General features: G+C 73.5%; 19 protein-coding genes and 1 pseudogene. 12 read left to right on the top strand and 8 right to left on the bottom strand.

The features are described from left to right. Nucleotides 1–211: 211 nt before the first annotated feature. The 4 genes and pseudogenes from K6U79_06805 to K6U79_06790 all read right to left on the bottom strand — a co-directional run bounded on the left by K6U79_06805 (nucleotide 212) and on the right by K6U79_06790 (nucleotide 4,575). Nucleotides 212–1,279: pseudogene (locus tag K6U79_06805) on the bottom strand (acyltransferase). Nucleotides 1,280–1,793: 514 nt separating this feature from the next. Continuing rightward, entirely contained in the window at nucleotides 1,794–3,083 is a 1,290-nt protein-coding gene (locus K6U79_06800; protein MCL6522072.1) for an MFS transporter, read from the bottom strand. 102 nt (nucleotides 3,084–3,185) lie between these two features. Further along, nucleotides 3,186–3,920 carry a type II toxin-antitoxin system HicB family antitoxin gene (locus K6U79_06795; GenBank protein MCL6522071.1) on the bottom strand — a complete coding sequence of 245 codons (735 nt, stop codon included), beginning with the start codon at nucleotides 3,918–3,920 and terminating at the stop codon, nucleotides 3,186–3,188. A gap of 88 nt (nucleotides 3,921–4,008) precedes the next feature. Further along, nucleotides 4,009–4,575 carry a rhodanese-like domain-containing protein gene (locus tag K6U79_06790; protein MCL6522070.1) on the bottom strand — a complete coding sequence of 189 codons (567 nt, stop codon included), beginning with the start codon at nucleotides 4,573–4,575 and terminating at the stop codon, nucleotides 4,009–4,011. 136 nt (nucleotides 4,576–4,711) lie between these two features. Here K6U79_06790 and K6U79_06785 point away from each other — a divergent pair, with 136 nt between their 5' ends. From K6U79_06785 to K6U79_06735, 11 genes are all read left to right on the top strand, one after another. Beyond that, the gene (locus K6U79_06785; protein ID MCL6522069.1) at nucleotides 4,712–5,410 is read left to right on the top strand and encodes a peroxiredoxin; all 699 of its coding nucleotides are present in this window, start codon (nucleotides 4,712–4,714) and stop codon (nucleotides 5,408–5,410) included. A 115-nt stretch (nucleotides 5,411–5,525) separates the two neighbouring features. Next, nucleotides 5,526–6,722, top strand: coding sequence for a PLP-dependent aspartate aminotransferase family protein (locus K6U79_06780; protein ID MCL6522068.1), 1,197 nt, complete (start codon nucleotides 5,526–5,528; stop codon nucleotides 6,720–6,722). 55 nt (nucleotides 6,723–6,777) lie between these two features. Next, nucleotides 6,778–7,698 (top strand): cysteine synthase A, encoded by a 921-nt coding sequence (gene cysK / locus K6U79_06775; protein ID MCL6522067.1) that lies wholly within the window; start codon nucleotides 6,778–6,780, stop codon nucleotides 7,696–7,698. A gap of 143 nt (nucleotides 7,699–7,841) precedes the next feature. After that, nucleotides 7,842–8,810 carry an ATP-binding cassette domain-containing protein gene (locus tag K6U79_06770; protein ID MCL6522066.1) on the top strand — a complete coding sequence of 323 codons (969 nt, stop codon included), beginning with the start codon at nucleotides 7,842–7,844 and terminating at the stop codon, nucleotides 8,808–8,810. Continuing rightward, nucleotides 8,807–9,589 (top strand): ABC transporter permease, encoded by a 783-nt coding sequence (locus K6U79_06765; GenBank protein ID MCL6522065.1) that lies wholly within the window; start codon nucleotides 8,807–8,809, stop codon nucleotides 9,587–9,589. Before K6U79_06770 ends, K6U79_06765 begins: the two co-directional genes overlap by 4 nt. A gap of 180 nt (nucleotides 9,590–9,769) precedes the next feature. After that, complete coding sequence (locus tag K6U79_06760) at nucleotides 9,770–10,336, top strand: ubiquinol-cytochrome c reductase iron-sulfur subunit (GenBank protein ID MCL6522064.1); 567 nt, start codon at nucleotides 9,770–9,772, stop codon at nucleotides 10,334–10,336. A gap of 64 nt (nucleotides 10,337–10,400) precedes the next feature. Then, nucleotides 10,401–11,147 carry a cytochrome b N-terminal domain-containing protein gene (locus K6U79_06755; GenBank protein ID MCL6522063.1) on the top strand — a complete coding sequence of 249 codons (747 nt, stop codon included), beginning with the start codon at nucleotides 10,401–10,403 and terminating at the stop codon, nucleotides 11,145–11,147. Further along, the gene (locus tag K6U79_06750; GenBank protein ID MCL6522062.1) at nucleotides 11,144–11,629 is read left to right on the top strand and encodes a hypothetical protein; all 486 of its coding nucleotides are present in this window, start codon (nucleotides 11,144–11,146) and stop codon (nucleotides 11,627–11,629) included. Before K6U79_06755 ends, K6U79_06750 begins: the two co-directional genes overlap by 4 nt. A 55-nt stretch (nucleotides 11,630–11,684) precedes the next feature. Further along, the gene (locus tag K6U79_06745) at nucleotides 11,685–12,554 is read left to right on the top strand and encodes a hypothetical protein (protein MCL6522061.1); all 870 of its coding nucleotides are present in this window, start codon (nucleotides 11,685–11,687) and stop codon (nucleotides 12,552–12,554) included. A 90-nt stretch (nucleotides 12,555–12,644) separates the two neighbouring features. Then, entirely contained in the window at nucleotides 12,645–14,177 is a 1,533-nt protein-coding gene (locus K6U79_06740) for a hypothetical protein (protein MCL6522060.1), read from the top strand. After that, complete coding sequence (locus tag K6U79_06735) at nucleotides 14,174–14,431, top strand: hypothetical protein (protein ID MCL6522059.1); 258 nt, start codon at nucleotides 14,174–14,176, stop codon at nucleotides 14,429–14,431. Before K6U79_06740 ends, K6U79_06735 begins: the two co-directional genes overlap by 4 nt. A 114-nt stretch (nucleotides 14,432–14,545) precedes the next feature. Here K6U79_06735 and K6U79_06730 read toward each other — a convergent pair whose 3' ends face one another. The 4 genes from K6U79_06730 to K6U79_06715 are packed head-to-tail and all read right to left on the bottom strand — an operon-like array spanning nucleotide 14,546 to nucleotide 18,686. After that, entirely contained in the window at nucleotides 14,546–15,202 is a 657-nt protein-coding gene (locus K6U79_06730; protein MCL6522058.1) for a response regulator transcription factor, read from the bottom strand. Between the two features lie 6 nt (nucleotides 15,203–15,208). After that, nucleotides 15,209–16,507 (bottom strand): ATP-binding protein, encoded by a 1,299-nt coding sequence (locus K6U79_06725; GenBank protein ID MCL6522057.1) that lies wholly within the window; start codon nucleotides 16,505–16,507, stop codon nucleotides 15,209–15,211. Beyond that, entirely contained in the window at nucleotides 16,504–17,172 is a 669-nt protein-coding gene (locus K6U79_06720; protein MCL6522056.1) for a response regulator transcription factor, read from the bottom strand. Before K6U79_06720 ends, K6U79_06725 begins: the two co-directional genes overlap by 4 nt. After that, nucleotides 17,169–18,686, bottom strand: a complete 1,518-nt coding sequence (locus K6U79_06715; protein MCL6522055.1) for a HAMP domain-containing protein — start codon at nucleotides 18,684–18,686, stop codon at nucleotides 17,169–17,171. The genes K6U79_06720 and K6U79_06715 overlap by 4 nt, the downstream gene beginning before the upstream one ends. A gap of 120 nt (nucleotides 18,687–18,806) precedes the next feature. Here K6U79_06715 and K6U79_06710 point away from each other — a divergent pair. Further along, on the top strand, nucleotides 18,807–19,105 hold a 299-nt coding region (locus K6U79_06710; GenBank protein MCL6522054.1), incomplete at its 3' end, for a phospholipase.

Genomic DNA, 19,105 nt, shown 5'->3' with positions numbered 1-19,105 from the left:
CGCCCGCAGCCGGGAGGCTTCCCGTCCAGCCGGCCAGCTCACCCGTATCCGAGGCCGGCAGGGCGCTCCGGGCGCCCGCCGCCCCCCAGCCCGCCAGGCCCCAGGAAGCGACGCCCACCACCAGCAGCGCCACCGCCCCCGTCGCCCAGCCGCGCGCCGCCGGATGGCGCCCGGCTCCTCCCCCCGCCAGGGGCTCGCGCCAGCGGCCCAGCTTCCCGCGCCGCAGCGGCTCTTCCACGTAGCGGTAGGAGAAGGCCGCCAGCAGCAGCGTGGCGGCCACCTGCAGGCCGGCGCGCAGCGGCGCGAAGCTCCCCATCTCCGCCGGCGGCGTGCTCAGGGCGATGACCGGGTACTGCCAGAGGTAGATCCCGTAGGAGCGGAGCCCGACCCAGCGCAGCGGCGGGAGGGCCAGCAGGCGGCCGAGGAGCCCCTCGCCTAGCGTGGCGGCCACGGCAGCGGCGGCGGCCAGCGAGACCAGCACCATGCCGCCGCGGTAGAGGAAGCTTCCGTACTCGTCGCTCCGCGCCACGGCGGCGACGATGACCGCCAGCCCCAGCGCGCCCGCCAGGTCCGCCCCCAGCCGCGCCGCGCGGCGCCGCCCCGTCCCCTCCCCGCCCGGCCCCAGGAGGGCCAGGGCGGCGCCCAGCAGGAGGGCGAAGGCGCGCGTGTCCGTGCCGTCGTAGACCCGCGTCGGGTCGCCCCCCGGCTGGAAGAGGAGCGCCATAGCCAGCGCCGAGAGCGCCCCGAGCAGCAGGACGGGCGGGAGCAGGCGGCGCGGCCGGCGGAAGAGGCGCAGGCCGGCCAGGAGCAGCAGCGGCCAGAGCAGGTAGAACTGCTCCTCCACCGCCAGCGACCAGAGGTGGCCCAGCGGTGAGGGCGGCCCGAAGCGGGCGAAGTAGGAGACCTTGTGGAAGATGAACCACCAGTTGCTCACATAGAGGAAGGCGGCCAGCAGGTCCCCGCGCAGGCTCGCCAGCCGTGCGGGGTCGAAGAGCGCGAGCCAGGCGGCCACGGCCAGGAGCATGAAGTAGAGCGCGGGCAGGAGCCGCCGCGCCCGCCGCAGCCAGAACTGGCCGAGGTGGATGCGCCCGCTCCGCCGGTATTCGGCCACCAGCTGGTCGGTGATCAGGTAGCCGGAGATCACGAAGAAGACATCGACCCCGAGGAGGCCACCGGCCGCCTGCGGCAGGCCCAGGTGATAGGCGACGACGGCGATGACGGCCAGGGCGCGAAGGCCGTCCAGGCCGGGGATGTACCGTCGCTGCGCCGGGGGGGTCACGTGTCGCGCCTCCGATCGGCCGCCGTCCGGGGCGGCGGAAGGGCTTCCTGTTCTGCTAGACGGCTCCGGCTTCGAACCGGTTCCGCCTGCCCTCGAAAAGTTATGAGGGGAAGAGGTTCCAACCGCCGTCGTCTCCGGCTTCCACCCTCCATACGGGCGGGAGGCCGGCAGGGTTCCCCGGTCGGTCCCACCGGCACCTGCCGGGCGCAGGCCAGCCGGAGCCGGCCCCTTCAGGTCGACGCCCGGTCGCGCTCCGGGCTTCCGGCGCTCTCCGCCCCCTGCCCGGGCGCGACGCGCCGCTGCTCCGCGGGAACTCCTGGGCAGGGAACGGCCGCTCTGCAAACTCTACCGGGAGCGATCCGCCCGTCTCTCCACCGCCTCCGCGGCAGGACCGTGCCCGAGACGGCCTCTGCAGCCTCCGTGCGGTTGCTCGCGAACCCGACCGCCATGCGCCAATCCGTCGTCTGGCGAGCATGCAGGGATCCATGCGGGCCTCAGCCGGGCTCCTCCCGAGTCATCCGTCCCGTTCCCGTCGCGGATACCTCACCATCCCCGGATCGAAAACCCGGCAGGCCTCTTTAGCAAGGTACTCGATGGCCGCCCTCGTGCCGCCGCCCGCGTCAAGGCCGCCATCCTCCACCACTCCGATCAGCCAGGCCGCGGCCGACGTGCGACCGCCGGCCGCCAGCAGCAGGGTCGCGGAAACGCCCGCGACACCCGCCACCAACCCCCCCGCCAGCGCTCCCAGCGGCATCACACCCCGGCTCAGCCACCGCACCGTCGCGCCCACGCGGCCCAGCATCCCTGCCGGCGTCACCCTCTGCCGCAGGCTTGACTGGCTGACGTTGAAAACGGTGACACCGAAAGCGTTCAGGAATCCCCCCAGAGCGAGGAGGAGCGTCCCGGCGACGTGCCACTGCGCGGCCGCCGTCGACCACCATCCCAGCGCCGCCAGCACGCTGCCCAGGAGCATCGAGCCGCCAGCCGCCATCCGGCCGCCGATCCAACCTGCCACCGCCGCCCCCGCGATACCGCCCACGTGACCCAGCGACTGGATCGTTCCGGCCACAGCCGCCGTCCCGTGGAGCTCACGGATGACGTAAATCATCCAGACGGCCTCGCCCATGCTGGCGAAGAAATTGGACAGGGCGGAGCTGACGGCGGCACGCGCCAAGGCTTTCCGGTTCCAGAGAAAGGTCCACCCCTCCCGAAGAGAAGCCCAGAGGTACGCCGGACCGCTTCCCGGCCTCTCCGGGCGCGACTCTGGCGTAGGGGAGGGGAGCCACAGCAGGGTGACCAACGACGCCAGGTACGAGACCGAGTCCAGGGCGACGGCCGCGGCGCCGGAGGCCGCCTGCAGCACCGCGCCACCGAGAGCGGGTCCGGCCAGCTTGGTGACGGCGTCGCTCAGCTCGAACTTGCCGTTCGCGTCGGGCAGGGCTTCCTGGGGGACGACGGTCGGCACGAAGGCCTGACGGGCGATATCGAAGACGATGGACGCCGCCCCCGAGAGCAGCGCCACGAGATAGAGGGCCGGCATCGAGAGCCTGCCCGCTGCGGCCAGCCAGGCGACGCATCCCATGAGCAGCGCCCGGAAGCCGTCGACGGCGATCATGAGGCGGCGCCGGTCGACGCGGTCCACCCAGACGCCGACGAGGGCGGCTCCCAGGAGCACGGGCAGCAGTTCGACGGTGCCGAGGAGTCCCATCTGTTGCGGAGTGGCGTGGAGCTGGGCGACGGCGACGGCGGGAAGGACGAAATAGCTGATCTGCGTGCCGAAGCCGGAGATCGTCTGCCCGGCCAAGAAGTGGCGGAAGGCTCGCGTCCGTCGCCTCTCCCGCAGCCGCCGCGAAAGGTGCACCTCTCCGTCGCCCAATCCGGACCACCCCTTGCTGCCGGGCGGCCTTCAGCGCCGGTCCCCGCGGCCGGTCCCGGGGCCGGTCCCGGCGAGCGTCCTTCGTATGGCACGAAGATGGAGGAGATCATGCCAGACGAAGCGTCGCAGCGTCTTCTGCGGCGTCCATCGCTCGGCCCGCCCGTCGCCCCAGACATCCGGCGGGAAGAGGCGGACGGTGACGGGGTCGGCCTCGAGCCGACGGTGCACCCAGCCGTCGGCTAGCTCGCCCAGGGCGGTGAGCAGGAAGGCCTGCCACTCGGCGGAGGCGGGTACGCCTGCGCGCTGCGCATACCAGAGGTCGACGATGGCCATGTGGTCGAAGGTGGCACCCACCGTCCGGCCGCTTCGACCCACCGGATGCCGCAGGTCTTCCTCGCCCAGCTCCGCCAGCAGGGCCAGGGCATCCGCGCGGGCGTAAGCGCGGAAGCGCTTGGCGCGGGCCAGGAGTCGGGGCTCGAGGGGCTCGCTGTCGAAGGAGAAGAAGCCCTCGCTGTCCGCCTCCCGCAGGTCGGATTCGACGGGAGAGCGCTCCACGGCGCCGATCCGCACCTCCGTGTCCGGCGGCGGCGCCTCCGGATCCCCGTGCCCGTTCAGCCAGGCCCAGAACTCCTGGAGCGCCTGCGGTACCCGCTCCAGCGCCTCGCGCTCGCTCTCACCATGGCTGGTGCATCCCGGCCACTCGCGAACCCAGGCCAGGGCGCGCCCGCGGGGGTCGACCTCGACGCCGACGCGCACTTCCTCCACCGGTACCGGCCTCCTCTCCCGCGCTGTGGCGGATCCGAGGAAGCGGTACGGCTCCCCTCCCTCCCCCTCCTCCGTCCCGCCGGAGCTCTCACGCCACCGGCAGGCCCTCGATCGGGTAGAGGGCCTGCCAGGCCTTCAACCCGCCCGCCAGGTGCTTGCCGTCGTCCCGTCCCCAGAGCCGGTAGAGGACCAGGGCGCAGATCGTCCGCGTCCCGCTGCGGCAGACGAAGATGGGCTCACGGTCTGCGCCGGCGAGAAGATCGCGGATGACCTCCGGGAAGCCGGAGAGCGGCCGGCTTTCGGCTCCCGCGATCCGGCCCAGCGCGAACTCCTCGGCTTCGCGCACGTCGACCAGGCGGGCGCCCCGTTCCAGGCACTCCCGGCAGGCCTCCGGGGTGAGGTGGTCCTCCGGCCGCAACGGTGGCACCTGGAGGGCGACCTCCGCCCCGTCCGGCAACTCCAGGTCCGGATCGGCGTGGACGATCTCCGCGCCCAGGGCCAGGCGCGCCCGCGGCGCCAGCAGCGCCGCCCCGAGCGGCCCGAGACCCGCCGCGCGCAGCCCCCCCGCCAGCTCGCCCAGGCGGCCGGGCGGCAGCCAAACGCACTCCGCGCCCGTCAGGCGCACCAACTCCTCGGGCCAGCGAAGCCGAATCACGTGCCCGCCTCCTCCGCGCACCGCTCCGCCGGTGCCGCGCGATGGGTCGTCGCCTCTCGGCCGTGAGCTTAATTCCGATTGCTCCGATCGGCAATATGGTCTATCCTGGCGCAAAGCACCGAGGAGGTGGGTATCCATGGCCATCCACGAGCCGGCGGCCCCCGCCGCCCTGCCGCGCATCGGCGAGCCGGCGCCCGACTTCGAGGCGCCCAGCACGCACGGCGTCGTCCGGCTCTCCGACTACCGGGGGAAGTGGGTGATGCTCTTCTCCCATCCCGCCGACTTCACGCCCGTCTGCACCACGGAGATCAGCGCCTTCGCCGCCCGCCACGACGAGTTCCAGCGGCGGAACGTCCAGCTGATCGGGCTCTCGGTGGACAGCGTCCCCTCGCACCTCTCCTGGACGCGCGACATGGCCGAGATCTTCGGCCACCCCGTCCCCTTCCCGATCATCGCCGACCTGGACATGCACGTCGCGCGCCTCTACGGGATGATCCACCCCGGCGAGTCGCAGACGGCCACCGTCCGCGCCGTCTTCTTCATCGACGACCAGGGGATCGTGCGCGCCCTGATCTACTACCCGCTCTCGCTCGGCCGGAACGTCGACGAGCTGCTGCGCGTCTTCGACGCCCTCCAGACCACCGCCCGTACCGGCTACTCGACGCCCGTCGACTGGCGGCCGGGCGACCCGGTGGTGGTCCCCGCGCCGGGCCGCGCCGACCAGATCCAGTCCAAGGAAGAGGCCGAACGGCAGGGTCTCGTATACAAGCAGTGGTATCTGCGTCTCAAGAGCCTGCCGCAGGACGGAGGCCGCCCCGGGACCACCGCCCCCTAGGCGGAGGCGGACGGGAGTCGCCGCGCCCGCGCGCCGGCTCCGCCCGCCTCCGGCGGCCGGCCCGGACCGGCCGGCGCCGGATGGGGTCGATTTTCAGGGAAGAGAGGAACGGGCTTTGGAACTCCGCGACTGCGCCCCGGCCACCGTGGCGGTCCATGCGGGCGAACGGCGCCCGGAGCGCCCCTTCACCCCCACGGTCAGCCCCATCTACGCCAGCAACACCTTCGTCGCACCGGACCCCGAGGAGATGGACGCCATCCTGGGAGGAAGCCTCGAAGGATACACCTACACGCGCCACCACAACCCCACCGTGGCCGCCTTCGAGGAGGCGGTGGCGCTGCTCGAGGGGGCCGAGGCAGCCCGCGCCTACGCCTCGGGGATGGCCGCCCTGGCGGCGGCCCTGCTTGGCGCGGGCGTGGCGCCCGGCGACCGCGTCCTCCTCAGCCGGGACCTCTACGGCGCCACCGTCAGCCTGGTGCGCGACGTCTTCGGCCGCTTCGGGGTCGAGGCGGTCACGGCCGACCTGACCGACCCCTCGGCCTACGAGCCGCTCCTGGAGCGGCACCGGCCGCGGGCGGTGGTGGCGGAGACGCTCTCCAACCCGCTCCTGCGCGTCGTCGACGTCGGGGCGCTGGCGAGCGCCGCCCACGCCCACGGGGCCCAGCTGATCGTGGACAACACGTTCACCACCCCCCTCCTCTGCCGTCCCCTGGAGCTGGGCGCGGACCTGGTGGTCCACTCGGCCACCAAGTACCTGGGCGGCCACGGCGACGCCACCGGCGGGGTGGTGGTCGGCCCGCGGGAGAGGATCCGCGATCTCTACGCGCGGCAGAAGCTGCTGGGCGACAACCTGGGGCCGTTCGAGGCCTGGCTCCTCCACCGCGGCCTGAAGACGCTGCCGCTCCGCTTCCAGCGCCAGTCGGCCAGCGCCTGGCGGCTGGCCCAGGAGCTGCGCGACTCCGGCCGCTTCCGCAGGGTCGTCCATCCCCTCCTCCCCGACCATCCGGACGCGGAGCGGGTGCGGCGGCTCTACCCGGAGCGGCTCCCGGGAGCGGTGGTGAGCGTCGACCTGGGCTGCGACCGGGAGGGGGTCTTCCGCTTCCTGCGGGCGCTCCACCTGGTGGTGCCGGCCACCACCGTCGGCGACGTCTACACGCTCTGCCTCTACCCCTGGATCGCCTCCCACCGCTCGCTGCCGCCGGAGGAGCGGGAGGCCATGGGTGTCACCGAGGGGCTGGTGCGCTTCGCGGTCGGCCTGGAGGAGCCCGGCGACCTGCTGGCCGACATCCTGCAGGCAGCGGAGCAGATCTGAGCGCGCGGCCGCGCCGGCACGCTTTGCAGCGCGCGGCGGGAGAGGAGGTGTCGCGATGCCCATCGTCGACGACGTGACGCAGCTGATCGGCCACACGCCCATGGTCCGGCTCCGGCGCCTGCCCGAGCCGGGCAGCGCGGAGCTCTGCCTCAAGTTGGAGTCCTTCAACCCCGGCGGCAGCGTCAAGGACCGGGCGGCGCTCTTCATGATCCGCGCCGCCGAGGCGGAGGGCAGGCTCCGCCCCGGCTCGCTCATCGTGGAGCCCACCAGCGGCAACACCGGTATCGCCCTGGCCATGGTGGCGGCCGCCCGCGGCTACCGCGCCCTCATCGTCATGCCCGAGGGCGCCAGCCGCGAGCGCGTCCAGCTCCTGCGGGCCTACGGTGCCGAGGTCGTGCTCAGCCCGGACGAGGAGGGCATGTCCGGGGCGGTGCGGGTGGCGCGGGAGATCGCGGAGAGCACGCCCGGCGCCTTCCTGCCGCAGCAGTTCGAGAACCCGCACAATCCGGAGGCGCACCGCCGGACCACCGCGCCCGAGATCCTGGAGGCGACGGGCGGCCGCCTGGACGCCTTCGTCGCCGCGGCGGGCACCGGCGGAACGCTCACCGGCACGGGCCAGGAGCTTCGCCGCCATCTGCCCGACCTGCTGGTGGTCACCGTCGAACCGGCCGGCTCGCCCGTCCTCTCGGGCGGCGAACCCGGCCGCTCGCGCATCCCCGGCCTCGGCCCCGGCTTCATCCCGCCGGTGCTCGACCGGAGCGTCTACGATCGGATCGTCGACGTGAGCGACGAGGAAGCCTGGCAGACGACCCGCCGCCTGGCGCGGGAGGAGGGGCTGCTCTGCGGCCCCTCCTCCGGCGCCGTGGCCTTCGCCGCCCTGCGGGTGGCCCGGGAGCTGGGCCCGGGCAAGCGCGTGGTGGCGGTCGCGCCGGACACCGGCGAGCGCTATCTCAGCATGGGGGTCTTCGATGCCTAGGGGCGGCACGGCCCTGGGCTTGCCCGCTTCCCGCAGTTCGCGCATGGTACGGATGTGCCCGCGCCCGGGCACGGGGGAGTCCGCTGGCGAAGGCGGCTCTCCCCAGGGACGGTAAGAGTTCTTTGGGGGCGGGTGAGGGAAGGGTGCCGGCCGACGTCATCGCGGTGGAGGGTCTGGAGAAGCGCTACGGCGGGGTCGAGGCCGTACGCGGGGTGAGCTTCGCCGTCCGCGAGGGCGAGCTCTTCGCCTTCCTGGGACCCAACGGGGCGGGGAAGACGACGACCATCCAGATCCTGGCCACGCTCCTCGAGCCCAGCGGCGGGCGGGCGACGGTGGCCGGCCACGACGTGGTGCGGGAGCGGGCGCGCGTGCGCCAGGCCATCGGCATCGTCTTCCAGGAGCCCACCCTGGACGACCGGCTGACCGCCATGGAGAACCTGGTCTTCCACGGCCTCCTCTACGGTCTCTCGGCCGGCCAGGTGCGGGAGCGGGCGGCGCCTCTCCTGCGCCTGGCCGGGCTGGAGGAACGGGCGGGCGACCGGGTGCGCACCTACTCGGGAGGCATGCGGCGGCGGCTGGAGCTGGTGCGCGGGCTGATCCACACGCCCCGGGTGCTCTTTCTGGACGAGCCGACGGTGGGCCTCGACCCGCAGTCGCGCGCGCAGATGTGGGAGCTGATCCGGGAGCTGCCCCAGAAGTACGGGGTGACCGTCTTCATGACCACGCACTACCTGGACGAGGCGGAGTACGCCGAGCGCGTGGCCATCATGGACCACGGGCGCATCGTCGCCCTGGACACGCCCGAGGCGCTGAAGCGCCAGGTCGCCTCGGACCGGATCCTGGTGGAGGCGGCGGCCCCACCCGCCGATCCCGGCTGGGCCGAGGCGCTGGGCGTCGAGGTGCGGGGAAGCGCGCCCCGCTTCGAGATCCGCTGCCGGGAGGCCGACCGCCTCCTGCCGCGCGTGGTGGAGGCCTTCGGTCCGGGCGTGCGGCGGGTGGAGGTGCGGAGGCCGACGCTGGAGACGGTCTTTCTGGAGCTGACGGGGCGCGAGCTGCGCGATGAGGGGCCGGCGCAGCCCGCCCGGCGCGGGATGGGGAGGTGGCACCGGTGAGGGCGCTGCGCGGCGCCTACGTCATCTGGCTGCGGGAGGTGCTCCGCTTCCTGCGGGAGCCCTCGCGGGTGGTGGGCATGGTGGCGCAGCCGCTCCTCTACCTCTTCCTGGTGGGGAACGGCATCCGGAGCGGCTTCACGCTCAACGCCGCGCGGGGCGCCGACTACCTGGCCTACATGTTCCCGGGCATCGTCGGCATGTCGGTCCTCTTCACCAGCCTCTTCGGCGCCATGTCCATCGTCTGGGACCGGGAGTTCGGCTTCCTGAGGGAGGTGCTGGTCAGCCCGGTGCCGCGCTGGGCCATCGTGGCCGGGAAGGCGGCCGGGGGGATGACCGTGGCCGCGGCGCAGGGAGCGTTCCTGCTCCTCCTGGCGCCGGCGGCCGGCGTCCGCCTGGGGCCGCTGGCCTTCCTGGGCATGCTGGGCGTGCTGGCGCTCATCTCCCTGGCCTTGGTCGGCCTCGGCATCCTCATCGCCAGCCGCATGGAGTCGATGCAGGGCTTCCAGGTGGTGATGAACTTCCTCGTCATGCCCATGTTCTTTCTCTCGGGGGCGCTCTACCCCATCCGCGGCATGCCTGCCTGGCTGGCCGCCCTGATGCACGCCGACCCGCTCACCTACGGCATCGACGCGCTGAGGCACATCGTCTACGGCTCGTCGCGGCTGGCCGCCCTCCTGACGCAGTTCTCCCTCGGCCTCGACCTGGCGGTCACCGCCGCCGCCGCCTTCCTCCTCCTGCTGCTCGCCTCCTGGGCCTTCGGCGCCAGCCGCAGCGCCTAGCGGGGGGCGGGCGGCGCCCGCGCCCTCTCCGGCACCTCTCCGGGGGTTATCCGGCTCACCCGAAGGTGGTATGTGCGAAGGTCCATCCGGCCCGGCCCGGATGGACCGTTTGCACGTGGAGGGGGGATCACGGCGGTCCCTACGATCGTGGTGAAGCAGAACCGGAAAGGGGGAGACGGGATGGCTCCTCGGGAGGAGAGCCCGGGCCTCCGGCGGGCCGACGGCGGCGGGCCGGAAGAGGTGCGGTTCAGCCGGCGCTCGCTGCTCAGCTGGATGATCGGCGGCAGCGCCGGGCTGGTCGCCGTGGTCCTGGGGACGCAGCTGATCGGCTTCGCGGCCTCGCCGGCCTTCGAGGCTCCGACTTCCGACTGGGTCGATCTCGGACCGCTGGACAGCTTCGAGCCAGGGGTGCCCAAGAACGTCCAGTTCGTCATCACCCGCCGCGACGGGTGGAAGGAGGAGTCGAAGGCCGGCAACGTCTGGGTGGTTCGCGGCAACCAGGGGACCAACGACGTCCGCGTCTTCAACGGCCACTGCACCCACCTGGGCTGCGTCTACTCCTGGCAGGCCGGCAGCCACACCTTCGACTGCCCCTGCCACGGCGGCGAGTACGCCATCGACGGCCACGTGCTCGCCGGGCCTCCGCCGCGGCCGCTGGACGCGCTGGAGTTCAAGGTGAGCGGCGGCCGGCTCAGTTGCCGCTACCAGGACTTCAAGCTGGGCGTCGCCCAGAAGGTGCCGGTATGAGGCCCGAACCGCGCCGGGGCCGCGCTTCCGGCGGCGTCCCGCGAGCGCGAAGGGAGGAAGCGGCATGAACCAGGGATCGGGAGGGGGCTTCCGCAACTGGCTCGACCGGCGGCTGGGCTACCGGGCGGCCTGGGCGGCCATCTTCGAGCGTTCGATCCCGGAGGGGGTGAACTGGGCCTACACGCTCGGGAGCGCCACCCTCTTCGTCTTCGTCCTGCAGGCGCTGACCGGCATGTTCCTGGCCCTCTACTACACGCCCAACCCGGACAACGCCTGGCAGAGCATCCAGTTCATCGAGAACCACGTGGCCTTCGGTCCCATGATCCGCAGCCTCCACCACTGGGGCGCCAGCGCCATGGTGGTGCTGGTCTTTCTGCACATGCTGCGCGTCTACTTCATGGGCTCCTTCAAGTATCCGCGGGAGCTGACCTGGATCGTCGGGGTGGTGCTTCTCTTCCTGGTGCTGGTCATGGGCTTCACCGGCTACCTGCTGCCCTGGGACGAGAAGGCCTACTGGGCGACGACGGTGGGCACCAACATGGTCGGGGCGGTGCCCTTCGTCGGCAGCTTCCTGGAAGGCCTGCTGCGCGGGGGTCCCAACATCGGCGTCCTGACGCTGCCCCGCTTCTACGCCATCCACATGCTCTTCGTGCCCGCACTGCTCGTCCTCTTCATCGCCCTCCACCTGGTGCTGGTCATCCGCCTGGGCATCTCCACCCCGCCCAAGCCGGCCCTCCAGGAGCGTCTGATGTACGAGAACCGGGCGCCGGGCAGCCGGCCCGCCGCTGCGCAGAGGGGGGCGCGGGGATGAACGAGATCCAGCGGGCCATCTACGAGGAGGATTACAAGCACCAGAAGGAGCACGGCGAGGCCTTCTTCCCCTATACCATCTCGGCCGACGTGGCCGTCTCGCTGCTGGTCCTTCTCGTGTTGATCGCGCTGAGCATCTTCCGGCCGGCCGTCTCGGAGGGCATCGCCGACCCCTCCAACACCGCCTACGTCCCGCGGCCGGAATGGTATTTCATGTTCCTCTTCCAGTTCCTGAAGTACGTGCCGGGTTCGGTGGAGGGATGGGTGATCGGCGCCATCCCGTTGGTCGCACTGGGGCTGCTGGTGGCGGTCCCCTTCCTGGACCACGGTCCCTACCGCCACCCGCTCAACCGGCCGCTGGCCACCCTGCTGGGGGTGCTGGTGGTGCTGGCCATGGTCTTTCTGACATGGAAGGCGTACCAGTCGACGCCGGCCGCGGCCAAGGCCGCCCTGGCGCTGCTCGGCCCGGCACGGCTGGGGTGAGCGGCGCGGAGACGGGCCGGGACGACCGGCCGAGAGGCGGACAGGAGGGAAACGGATGAGACCCAACACCCGATCGGTGATCACGGTGGCCGTCGTCGCCGTCGTCCTCATCATCGGCACCATGTCCTCGGCCTCGCTGGCGCACATCAACCAGTCGGCCGGGGGCGGCGAGCACCTGATCGTCAGCGGCGACATCGTCAGCAGCTCCCTGGGCTGCGTCCTGAGCAACACCTTCCAGCGCGGCCAGACGGTGGTCTGGCGCGTGCAGGCGGTCGACGCCAACGGCGCCATGGTCCCGGACGCGCAGCTGAGCGTGCTGGTGCCCGGCATGGAGCCGCTGGCCATGAAGCTGGGGCCGCACGGGAAGAGCGCCAACCCACCGCAGTTCTGGACCGTCTCCTGGCAGATCCCCTTCGACGCCAAGACGGGCCCGGTGGACTACACGGTCAAGGCGGTCGACAAGGCCGGGCGGACCGGCACCTTCACCCCCTTCAACGTACAGCCGTCCCTCCTGACCGTCGTCCCGGCCCGCCTCAAGATGCAGGTGGCGCTGGTCGACCCGGCCACGGGCAAGCCCTTCGCCGGTTCGGTCGCCCCGGGCTCCCCGGTGGAGGTGCGCGCGCAGGCCACCTATCCGCAGTACGAGGCACGCGGTGAGAAGCTGCCTCCGCCGACGCCGGTCACGCAGGGGACGGGCAGCGCGGTGGTCGGCTGGCAGGGCGACTACGACGCCCTCAGCGGCAAGTTCGCCCACCCGCTGGCGACCGTCCAGCTCCACTACGATGCCACGGCCAAGGCCTGGGTCGGGCTCTTCCAGGCGCCCGCGGGCGGCGGCTACCTGCAGGTCCAGGCGACCGTGGCCGACAACGTGACCGACCCCAATACCGGTACGGCGCTCTCGCCCGTGGTGCTGGTCGGCCGGTAGGCGGACGGGCGGCGCGGGCCTCCGCCCGTGCCGCCCGCTTACGGGAAGGGACGGGATCGAGCGATGCGCGCAGACCTGCGCAAGGAAACGGTGCCGACCATGTCGCGGCGCCAGCGGCGCGGCCGCGGGGCCACCGCGGGAGCGCTCCTCCTCGCCCTCGGCCTCCTCCTGGCCGCCTGCGGCAGCGGTGCCCCCGCCTCCTCGCGGACCACCGGGACGCACGCCACGGCGGCGGCAGCGGCCCCGGCCGGCCAGCTGACCCTCTCCGCCTACTCCGGGCCAGCCGGGACGCCGCTGCTCCTCCAGGGGACGGGCTTCGCCACCGGCGCGGCGCTGCACCTGGTCTGGGAGACGGCGGACGGCCGCTGGCAGCTGAGCGGCGCGACGGAGCTCCAGGGGGCGCGCTACCGCCCGGCGGAGCGGAGCATCGCCGACGTCCGGGCCGACAGCCGGGGCTCCTTCCGCCTGGAGTGGACGGTGCCGGAGGACTTCGGCGGTCCCCACGTCATCCGGGCGCTGCCGGCGGGCCCGGCGGCCGGAACCGCGGAAGCCCAGGCGCCCAGCGCCAGCTTCGACATCCGCCCGCAGTTCACCATCAGCACCACCCGGGCGGCCGTCGGCGAGACGATCACCATCCGGGCCACCGGGCTCGGCATGGACAACTACCACGGCTCCCTCTGGGAGGTGGCCTGGGATAACGGCTTCGCCGGCATCCTGACGGCCGTGACGACGCACGGTACCGCCGAGGCGACCCTGCGCGCGGCGGGGCCGGCGGGGCAGCACCTGGTCCAGGTCTGGCGGGGCCTGCTCGGCTTCCCCTATCTCAACCCGCAGCAGTCGCCCTACGGCGGCATCCCCGACGCCGCCTGGCTCGTGGACGTGACGCCGCCCACCGCTCCCGTGCCGGCCGCCTACTCGGACCCGCTCATGGCGGAGAAGCCGCTTCCCGCGCCGGCCCTGGACGGCGCCCAGCCGCTCTCGGTCAGCCCCGGCTACGGCCCGGTGGGCACGCAGGTCCGGCTCCAGGCCTCCGGCCTCCCGGCCGGCGCCCAGGCGGAGATCGTCTGGACCACCGAGAACGGCAACCGCGTCAGCGGCCAGGGCCGCAAGACGGTGGAGAAGAGCCTGGGGCAGCTGCGGGTCGGCGCCGACGGGCGCGTGGACGCCACGCTGGCCATCCCCGACGACCTGGGCGGGACCCACCCGCTGGCGCTGGAGGCGGGCGGGCGGACGGTGGCCGTGGGCGCCTTCGTCATCCAGCCCTCCATCGTCTCCGTGACGCCCTCTGGCGGGCCGGCCGGCACCCGTTTCACCATCCACCTGAAGGGCGTGGGTTGGGCCGCCTATGACAACACCTACGCCCTGCTCTACGACGACCGCTACCTGGGCTACGCCTGCGGCTTTAACAGCTCGGGCGACGTGCAGATCGTGCTGACCGCCTCGGGCGCGCCGGGCGTCCACCTGATCGACCTGGTGCCGGTGATCTACGAGGGGCAGGACGCGCAGCCGGTGGTCTACGCGCGGCCGCAGCTGACCTACGCCCGCGACCATCCGGGACGGACGCTGCCCGCCCTCCACTTCGCCTTCACCGTCACCGGGAACGAGGGGGCGGGGGCGCCGTGAAGAGCTGCGCGCGCGCACGGGGAGCGGGGCGGTGGCTGACGGCGGCCTACTTCCTGGCGGCGGTCTGGGGCGTCGCCCTGGCCATGGAGCCGCCCCTGGCCGCGCGGCTGCTGGGCGGGGCCGTGGCGCTGGCCGCCCTCTTCATGATCGGCTTCGCCATGTACGCCGTCGACCGGCCCCGGGGCCGCTTCCGCCGCCGGGTGGGGGTCTATGAGCGGCTGCTGACGCTGGCGCACCACGGCTCTCCGGACTGAGGCGCGGGCGGCCCGGGCCGCCCGCCGAAAAGCCGCGAGGCGCCCCCGCCACCGGGCGGGGGTGCCTGGCTGCCAGGCGCGGAGGGCCGCGGGAGCGCTCCGGCGGCGACGGCCCTACCCCTCGCCCAGGCGCCGCGCCGCCAGGGCGGCCGCCTCGCTCCGGCGCCGCACCTGCAGCTTGTCGAAGATGCTGCTGACGTAGTGCTTGACCGTCTTCTCGCTGAGGTGGAGCTCCTCGCCGATCTGCCGGTTGGTCTCGCCGCGCGCGATCCGCTCCAGCACCTCGCGCTCCGTCTCGCTCAGCGCCGCCAGGGGGTCCTTCCCGTCGCCGCGCAGGGCGGCCAGGATCTCGCCGGTCATCTGCGGGTCCAGCACCGTCCCGCCGGCGGCGGCGATGCGGATGGCCTGGATGAGGAGATCGCTGTGCGCCCGCTTGAGCAGGAAGCCCGAGGCGCCCGCGCGGATGGAGGCGCGGACCGCCGCGGCGTCGGAGAAGCTGGAGAGCATCAGCACGCGGCAGTCCGGGTCGTTCTCGCGCAGCAGCCGGCAGGCCTCGACCCCGTCGCCGTCGGGCAGGCGCACGTCCATCACCACCACGTGCGGCCGGCACTCGCGCGCCACCCGAACCGCCGCCTTCACGCCATCGGCCTCGCCCGCCCAGAGCAGGTCGGGCTGGCGGCGGATGAGGGCCGCCAGCCCCACCCGGACCACCTCGTGGTCGTCCACCACCAGCACCCGCACCGGACCGTTCTCGCCGCCCGGCGCTGCCATCGCGCCTCACCTCCGCGCGGCCGGAGTCGCAGGAAGCAGGAGGACGAGCCGCGTCCCCCGCCCCGGGGCGCTCTCCACCTCCAGCCGCCCTCCCGCCCTCTCCGCCCGCCTGCGCATGTTCGCCAGCCCGTGGTGGGAGGCCGCCCCGGGTTCGGCCTCGCTCCCCTCCGCGCTCCCCGGCCGGAAGCCGACGCCGTCGTCCCGCACCTCCATCCGCAGCCAGCGCTCCTGCCGCGCCAGCTCCAGATGCACCCGGCGCGCCCGGGCGTGGCGGAGGACGTTGGCCAGCGCCTCGCGGACGACGAAGCGGAGCGTCTCCGCCTGCTCGCCGGGCAGCTCGCCCAGCTCCCGGTCCAGCTGCACCTCCATCTCCAGGCGGCCGTCCAGATCCAGCGCCCGGACCGCCTGCTCCACCGCCTCGGCCGGCGGGACCGGCCGCGGCAGGCCCTCGCGCAGGTCTTGCACCGTCCGGCGGATGGCGCCCTCCAGCCGGTCGACCGCCTCCACCAAGGCCTCCAGCCGCTCGCGCAGCCCCTCGTCTCCGCCGCCGGGCGGCAGCCCGGCCAGCATGTCCTCGGCGCGCAGGGCGATGCCGTAGAGCTCCTGCAGCACGCCGTCGTGCAGGTCCATGCTCAGGCGGTGGCGCTCCTCCAGGATGGCGGCGCGCGCCGCCTCCTCGTGCAGGCGCGCGTTCATCACCGCCACCGCCGCATGCGCCGAGAGCTTCCGGGCGGCCGACTCCTCGCGCGGGCCGAAGACGCCCTGCGCCCGGTCGGCCAGGTAGAGCATGCCGACCGGCGTCTGGCCGTAGCGGAGCGGCAGGGCGAACATCTCGGGCGCCTCCAGCGGCGAGCGGCGGCCTCGCGTCACCAGCCGCTGCGTCTCCCCCCGCGCGTCGTAGACGGCCACCGCGCCGCTCCCCGCGCCCGTGATGGCCAGGCTCAGGTCGAGCACGCGCTCGAGCACCGTCTCCAGCGAGAGGTTGGAGGTGATGGCCAGTCCCGCCTCGTGGAGCGCGTGCAGCTGGCGGTTCTGCTCGGCCGCTTCCTCGTACATGGCCAGGATCTGGCGCTCGGCTCCCTCCATCAGCCGCGAGACGTGGAAGCCGTAGGCCAGGATGCCCACCGCCGCCAGGAGCAGGGTGAGCAGCGTGGAAAGGCCGCGCGGCAGGAGGCGGTCGAAGAGGAGCAGCTCCGCCAGGCTGAGCACCACCAGGAAGAGGAGCGGCGGACCCGTCCCGATCCAGCGCAGCGAGCCGGCGGGGTAGCGGCCGCTCTCGCCTCCGGCGGCGAACTCCGTCCTCACGGTTCCACACCCCCCACCAGGCCCAGCGAGGCGGCGAAGCGGAGCAGGTCGTAGGCGGAGTGGAGTCCCAGCTTGGCCATCAGGCTGGTGCGGTGCTTGTGGACGGTGTGGGGGCTGAGGCCCAGCTCGGCCGCGATCTCGCGCGTCGAGCGCCCCCGCGCCAGCAGGCCCAGCACCTCGCGCTCGCGCTCGCTCAGGCGGGCCAGCGGCGTCTCCCCCTCCGCCGGCACCCCCCCGCCCAGGAAGGCGCTGACCAGGTAGCCGGCGACGCTGGGGTGGAGGTAGGTCTCCCCCCGCGCCGCCGACTCGATCGCCTCGCGCACGTCGTCGAAGGGGGCCGACTTGGGCACGTAGCCCAGGGCGCCCGCGCGCAGCGCCTGGAAGAAGAAGCTGGCCGTCTGGTGGACGGTCAGCATCACCACCGCCGGGCGCCGCTCCGCCGGCAGGGTGGCGATCCGCCGGCAGAGCTCGATCCCGTTGACGTCGGGCAGCGAGACGTCGAGCAGGACCACGTCGGGCTGCACGCGCCCCACGGCCTCCAGCGCGGAGGTCCCGTCCAGCGCGCTGCCCACCACCTCGATGCCCGGCGACTGCTCCAGGAGCGCCAGAATCCCCTGCAGCACCACCGGATGGTCGTCGACGGCGAAGACCCGGATCGTTTTCATCCCCTCGCCCGCCTCTCTTCCCCGGGGGAGGCGGCCTCGAGGCCTGCGGCGAGGCCGGCGCCGAGGCGACCCTCCCACTCCACCACCGTGCCGCGGCCCGGCGCCGAGCGGACGGCCAGCTGGCCGCCCAGCATGCGCACCCGCTCCCGCATGCCGGCCAGGCCCAGGCAGCGCCGCCCCTGCCGCGCCGCCTCGCCGCCGGTCTCGAAGCCGACCCCGTCGTCCTCCACGCGGCCGTAGAGCCGCTCCCCTTCGCGCACCACCTCCACGCGCGCGCGGCGGGCGTGCGCGTGGCGCGCCACGTTGGTCAGCGCCTCCTGGACGACGCGGAAGAGGAGGAGCTGGACGCTGGGCGGGAGACCCTCGAGCCCCCGCGTCTCCACCTCCGTGGGCACCTGGTAGCGCTGCGCGAAGTCGTGGGCGTACTCGCGCAGCGCCGCCTCCAGCCCCGCGTCGTCGAGGAGCGGCGGGCGCAGGTCGACGGCCAGGTCGTGGAGCGCGGCCATCGTCTGGCGCGCCAGCTCCCCCAGTCCGCCGGCCCGCTCCGCCAGCGCCGGATCCGCCAGCGCCCGGCGCAGGAACTCCAGCCCGTACTGGAGCGACGTGAGCCGCTGCCCGGCCTCGTCGTGAAGCTCGCGGGCGATCCGCTGACGCTCCTGCTCCTGGGCCTCGACCACGGCGTCGAACTGGCGGGAGAGAAGCTCGATCCGCTCGCGCTCGGCGCGCTCGCGGGCCTCGCGCAGGCGCCGGTTCTCCGCCTCCTTCTCCGCCAGCGTGGCGGACATGGTGCGGAAGGCCTCCTCCACCTCGCCCAGCTCGTCCCGCACGGGCGGTCCCAGCTGCACGTCGAAGCGTCCCTCGCCCACGTCGGCGGCCGCCCGCCGCAGACCCCGCAGGCGCGCCAGGAAGGAGCCGAGCAGATTGAGCCCCAGCACCAGGTCGATGCCCACCACGGCCGCGCCGGCCGCCACCATCAGGGCGAGCAGGCGATCGCGCAGGCCGCCGGCGATGCTCTCCGAAGCCACCGCGTCGCGGTAGTCCATGTGGCGCAGCGAATGGATGGTCTCCTCCAGCCGCGCCACCGGCCCGGCGCCCTGGCGGAAGAGGCTCTCGGCCCGGGCGGTGGAACCGCTCTCCACCGCCTGCACCAGGCGGGCGTGGTAGTCGAGGTAGGACTGGAAGTCCCGCTGAAAGGCGTCCAGGGCGGAGGGATCGGGCAGCGACCGGCGGTAGAGAGCCAGGTAGCGGCTCGCCTCGTCAGCGGCGCTGGCCGCCTCCTGCTCCGCCTGCCGTCGGGCGCCGGCGTCAGGCGCCGTCACCATCTCCAGTTCGGCCAGGCGCAGGTCGCCCAGCGCGGAGCGCGTGTGGGCCGCCGCCTCCACCGCCTGGAGCCAGCGGTCCAGGTCGGTGCGGAGCGATCCGACCACGGCGTCCACCTGGCCCAGGACTAGGCCTCCCAGCAGAAGGAAGGAGGCAACCAGGATGGCCAGTTGCGCCAGCAGGTGCCTGCGCATAGACCTACCTCACCATGGTCACCGTAGGCTACCCTGCATGCTCCGAGCAGAGCCAAACCGGGTGGTCCTTCGCTCACCCGTTCGGGTGGTCTCGGTCGACCCGAGGGGGGTGAACCGGCCGTGAAAGGCTTCCGGGCCCTGGAGCACTTCGTGGTGGTGATGCAGGAGAACCGCTCCTTCGACCAGTACTTCGGCGCCGGCTTTCCCGGTGCCGACGGCATCCCCCCGGGCGCCTGCCTGCCCGACGGACGGGGCGGCTGCGTCGCCCCGTACCCCTTCCCCTCGCGCCGGGTGGGCTCGCTGACGCGGCCGCTCCACTCCTGGCAGGCCATGCACGAGGAGTGGAACGGGGGCCGCATGGACGGCTTCGTCCGGGTCAACGGCCGCCTGGCCATGGGCTACTTCACGCGCCGGGACCT

Source organism: Bacillota bacterium (assembly GCA_023511835.1).
Taxonomy (GTDB): domain Bacteria; phylum Bacillota; class Sulfobacillia; order JAIMAT01; family JAIMAT01; genus JAIMAT01.
Note: the sequence above shows the minus strand (reverse complement) of the source record. Positions and strands in the feature narration are given on the sequence as shown.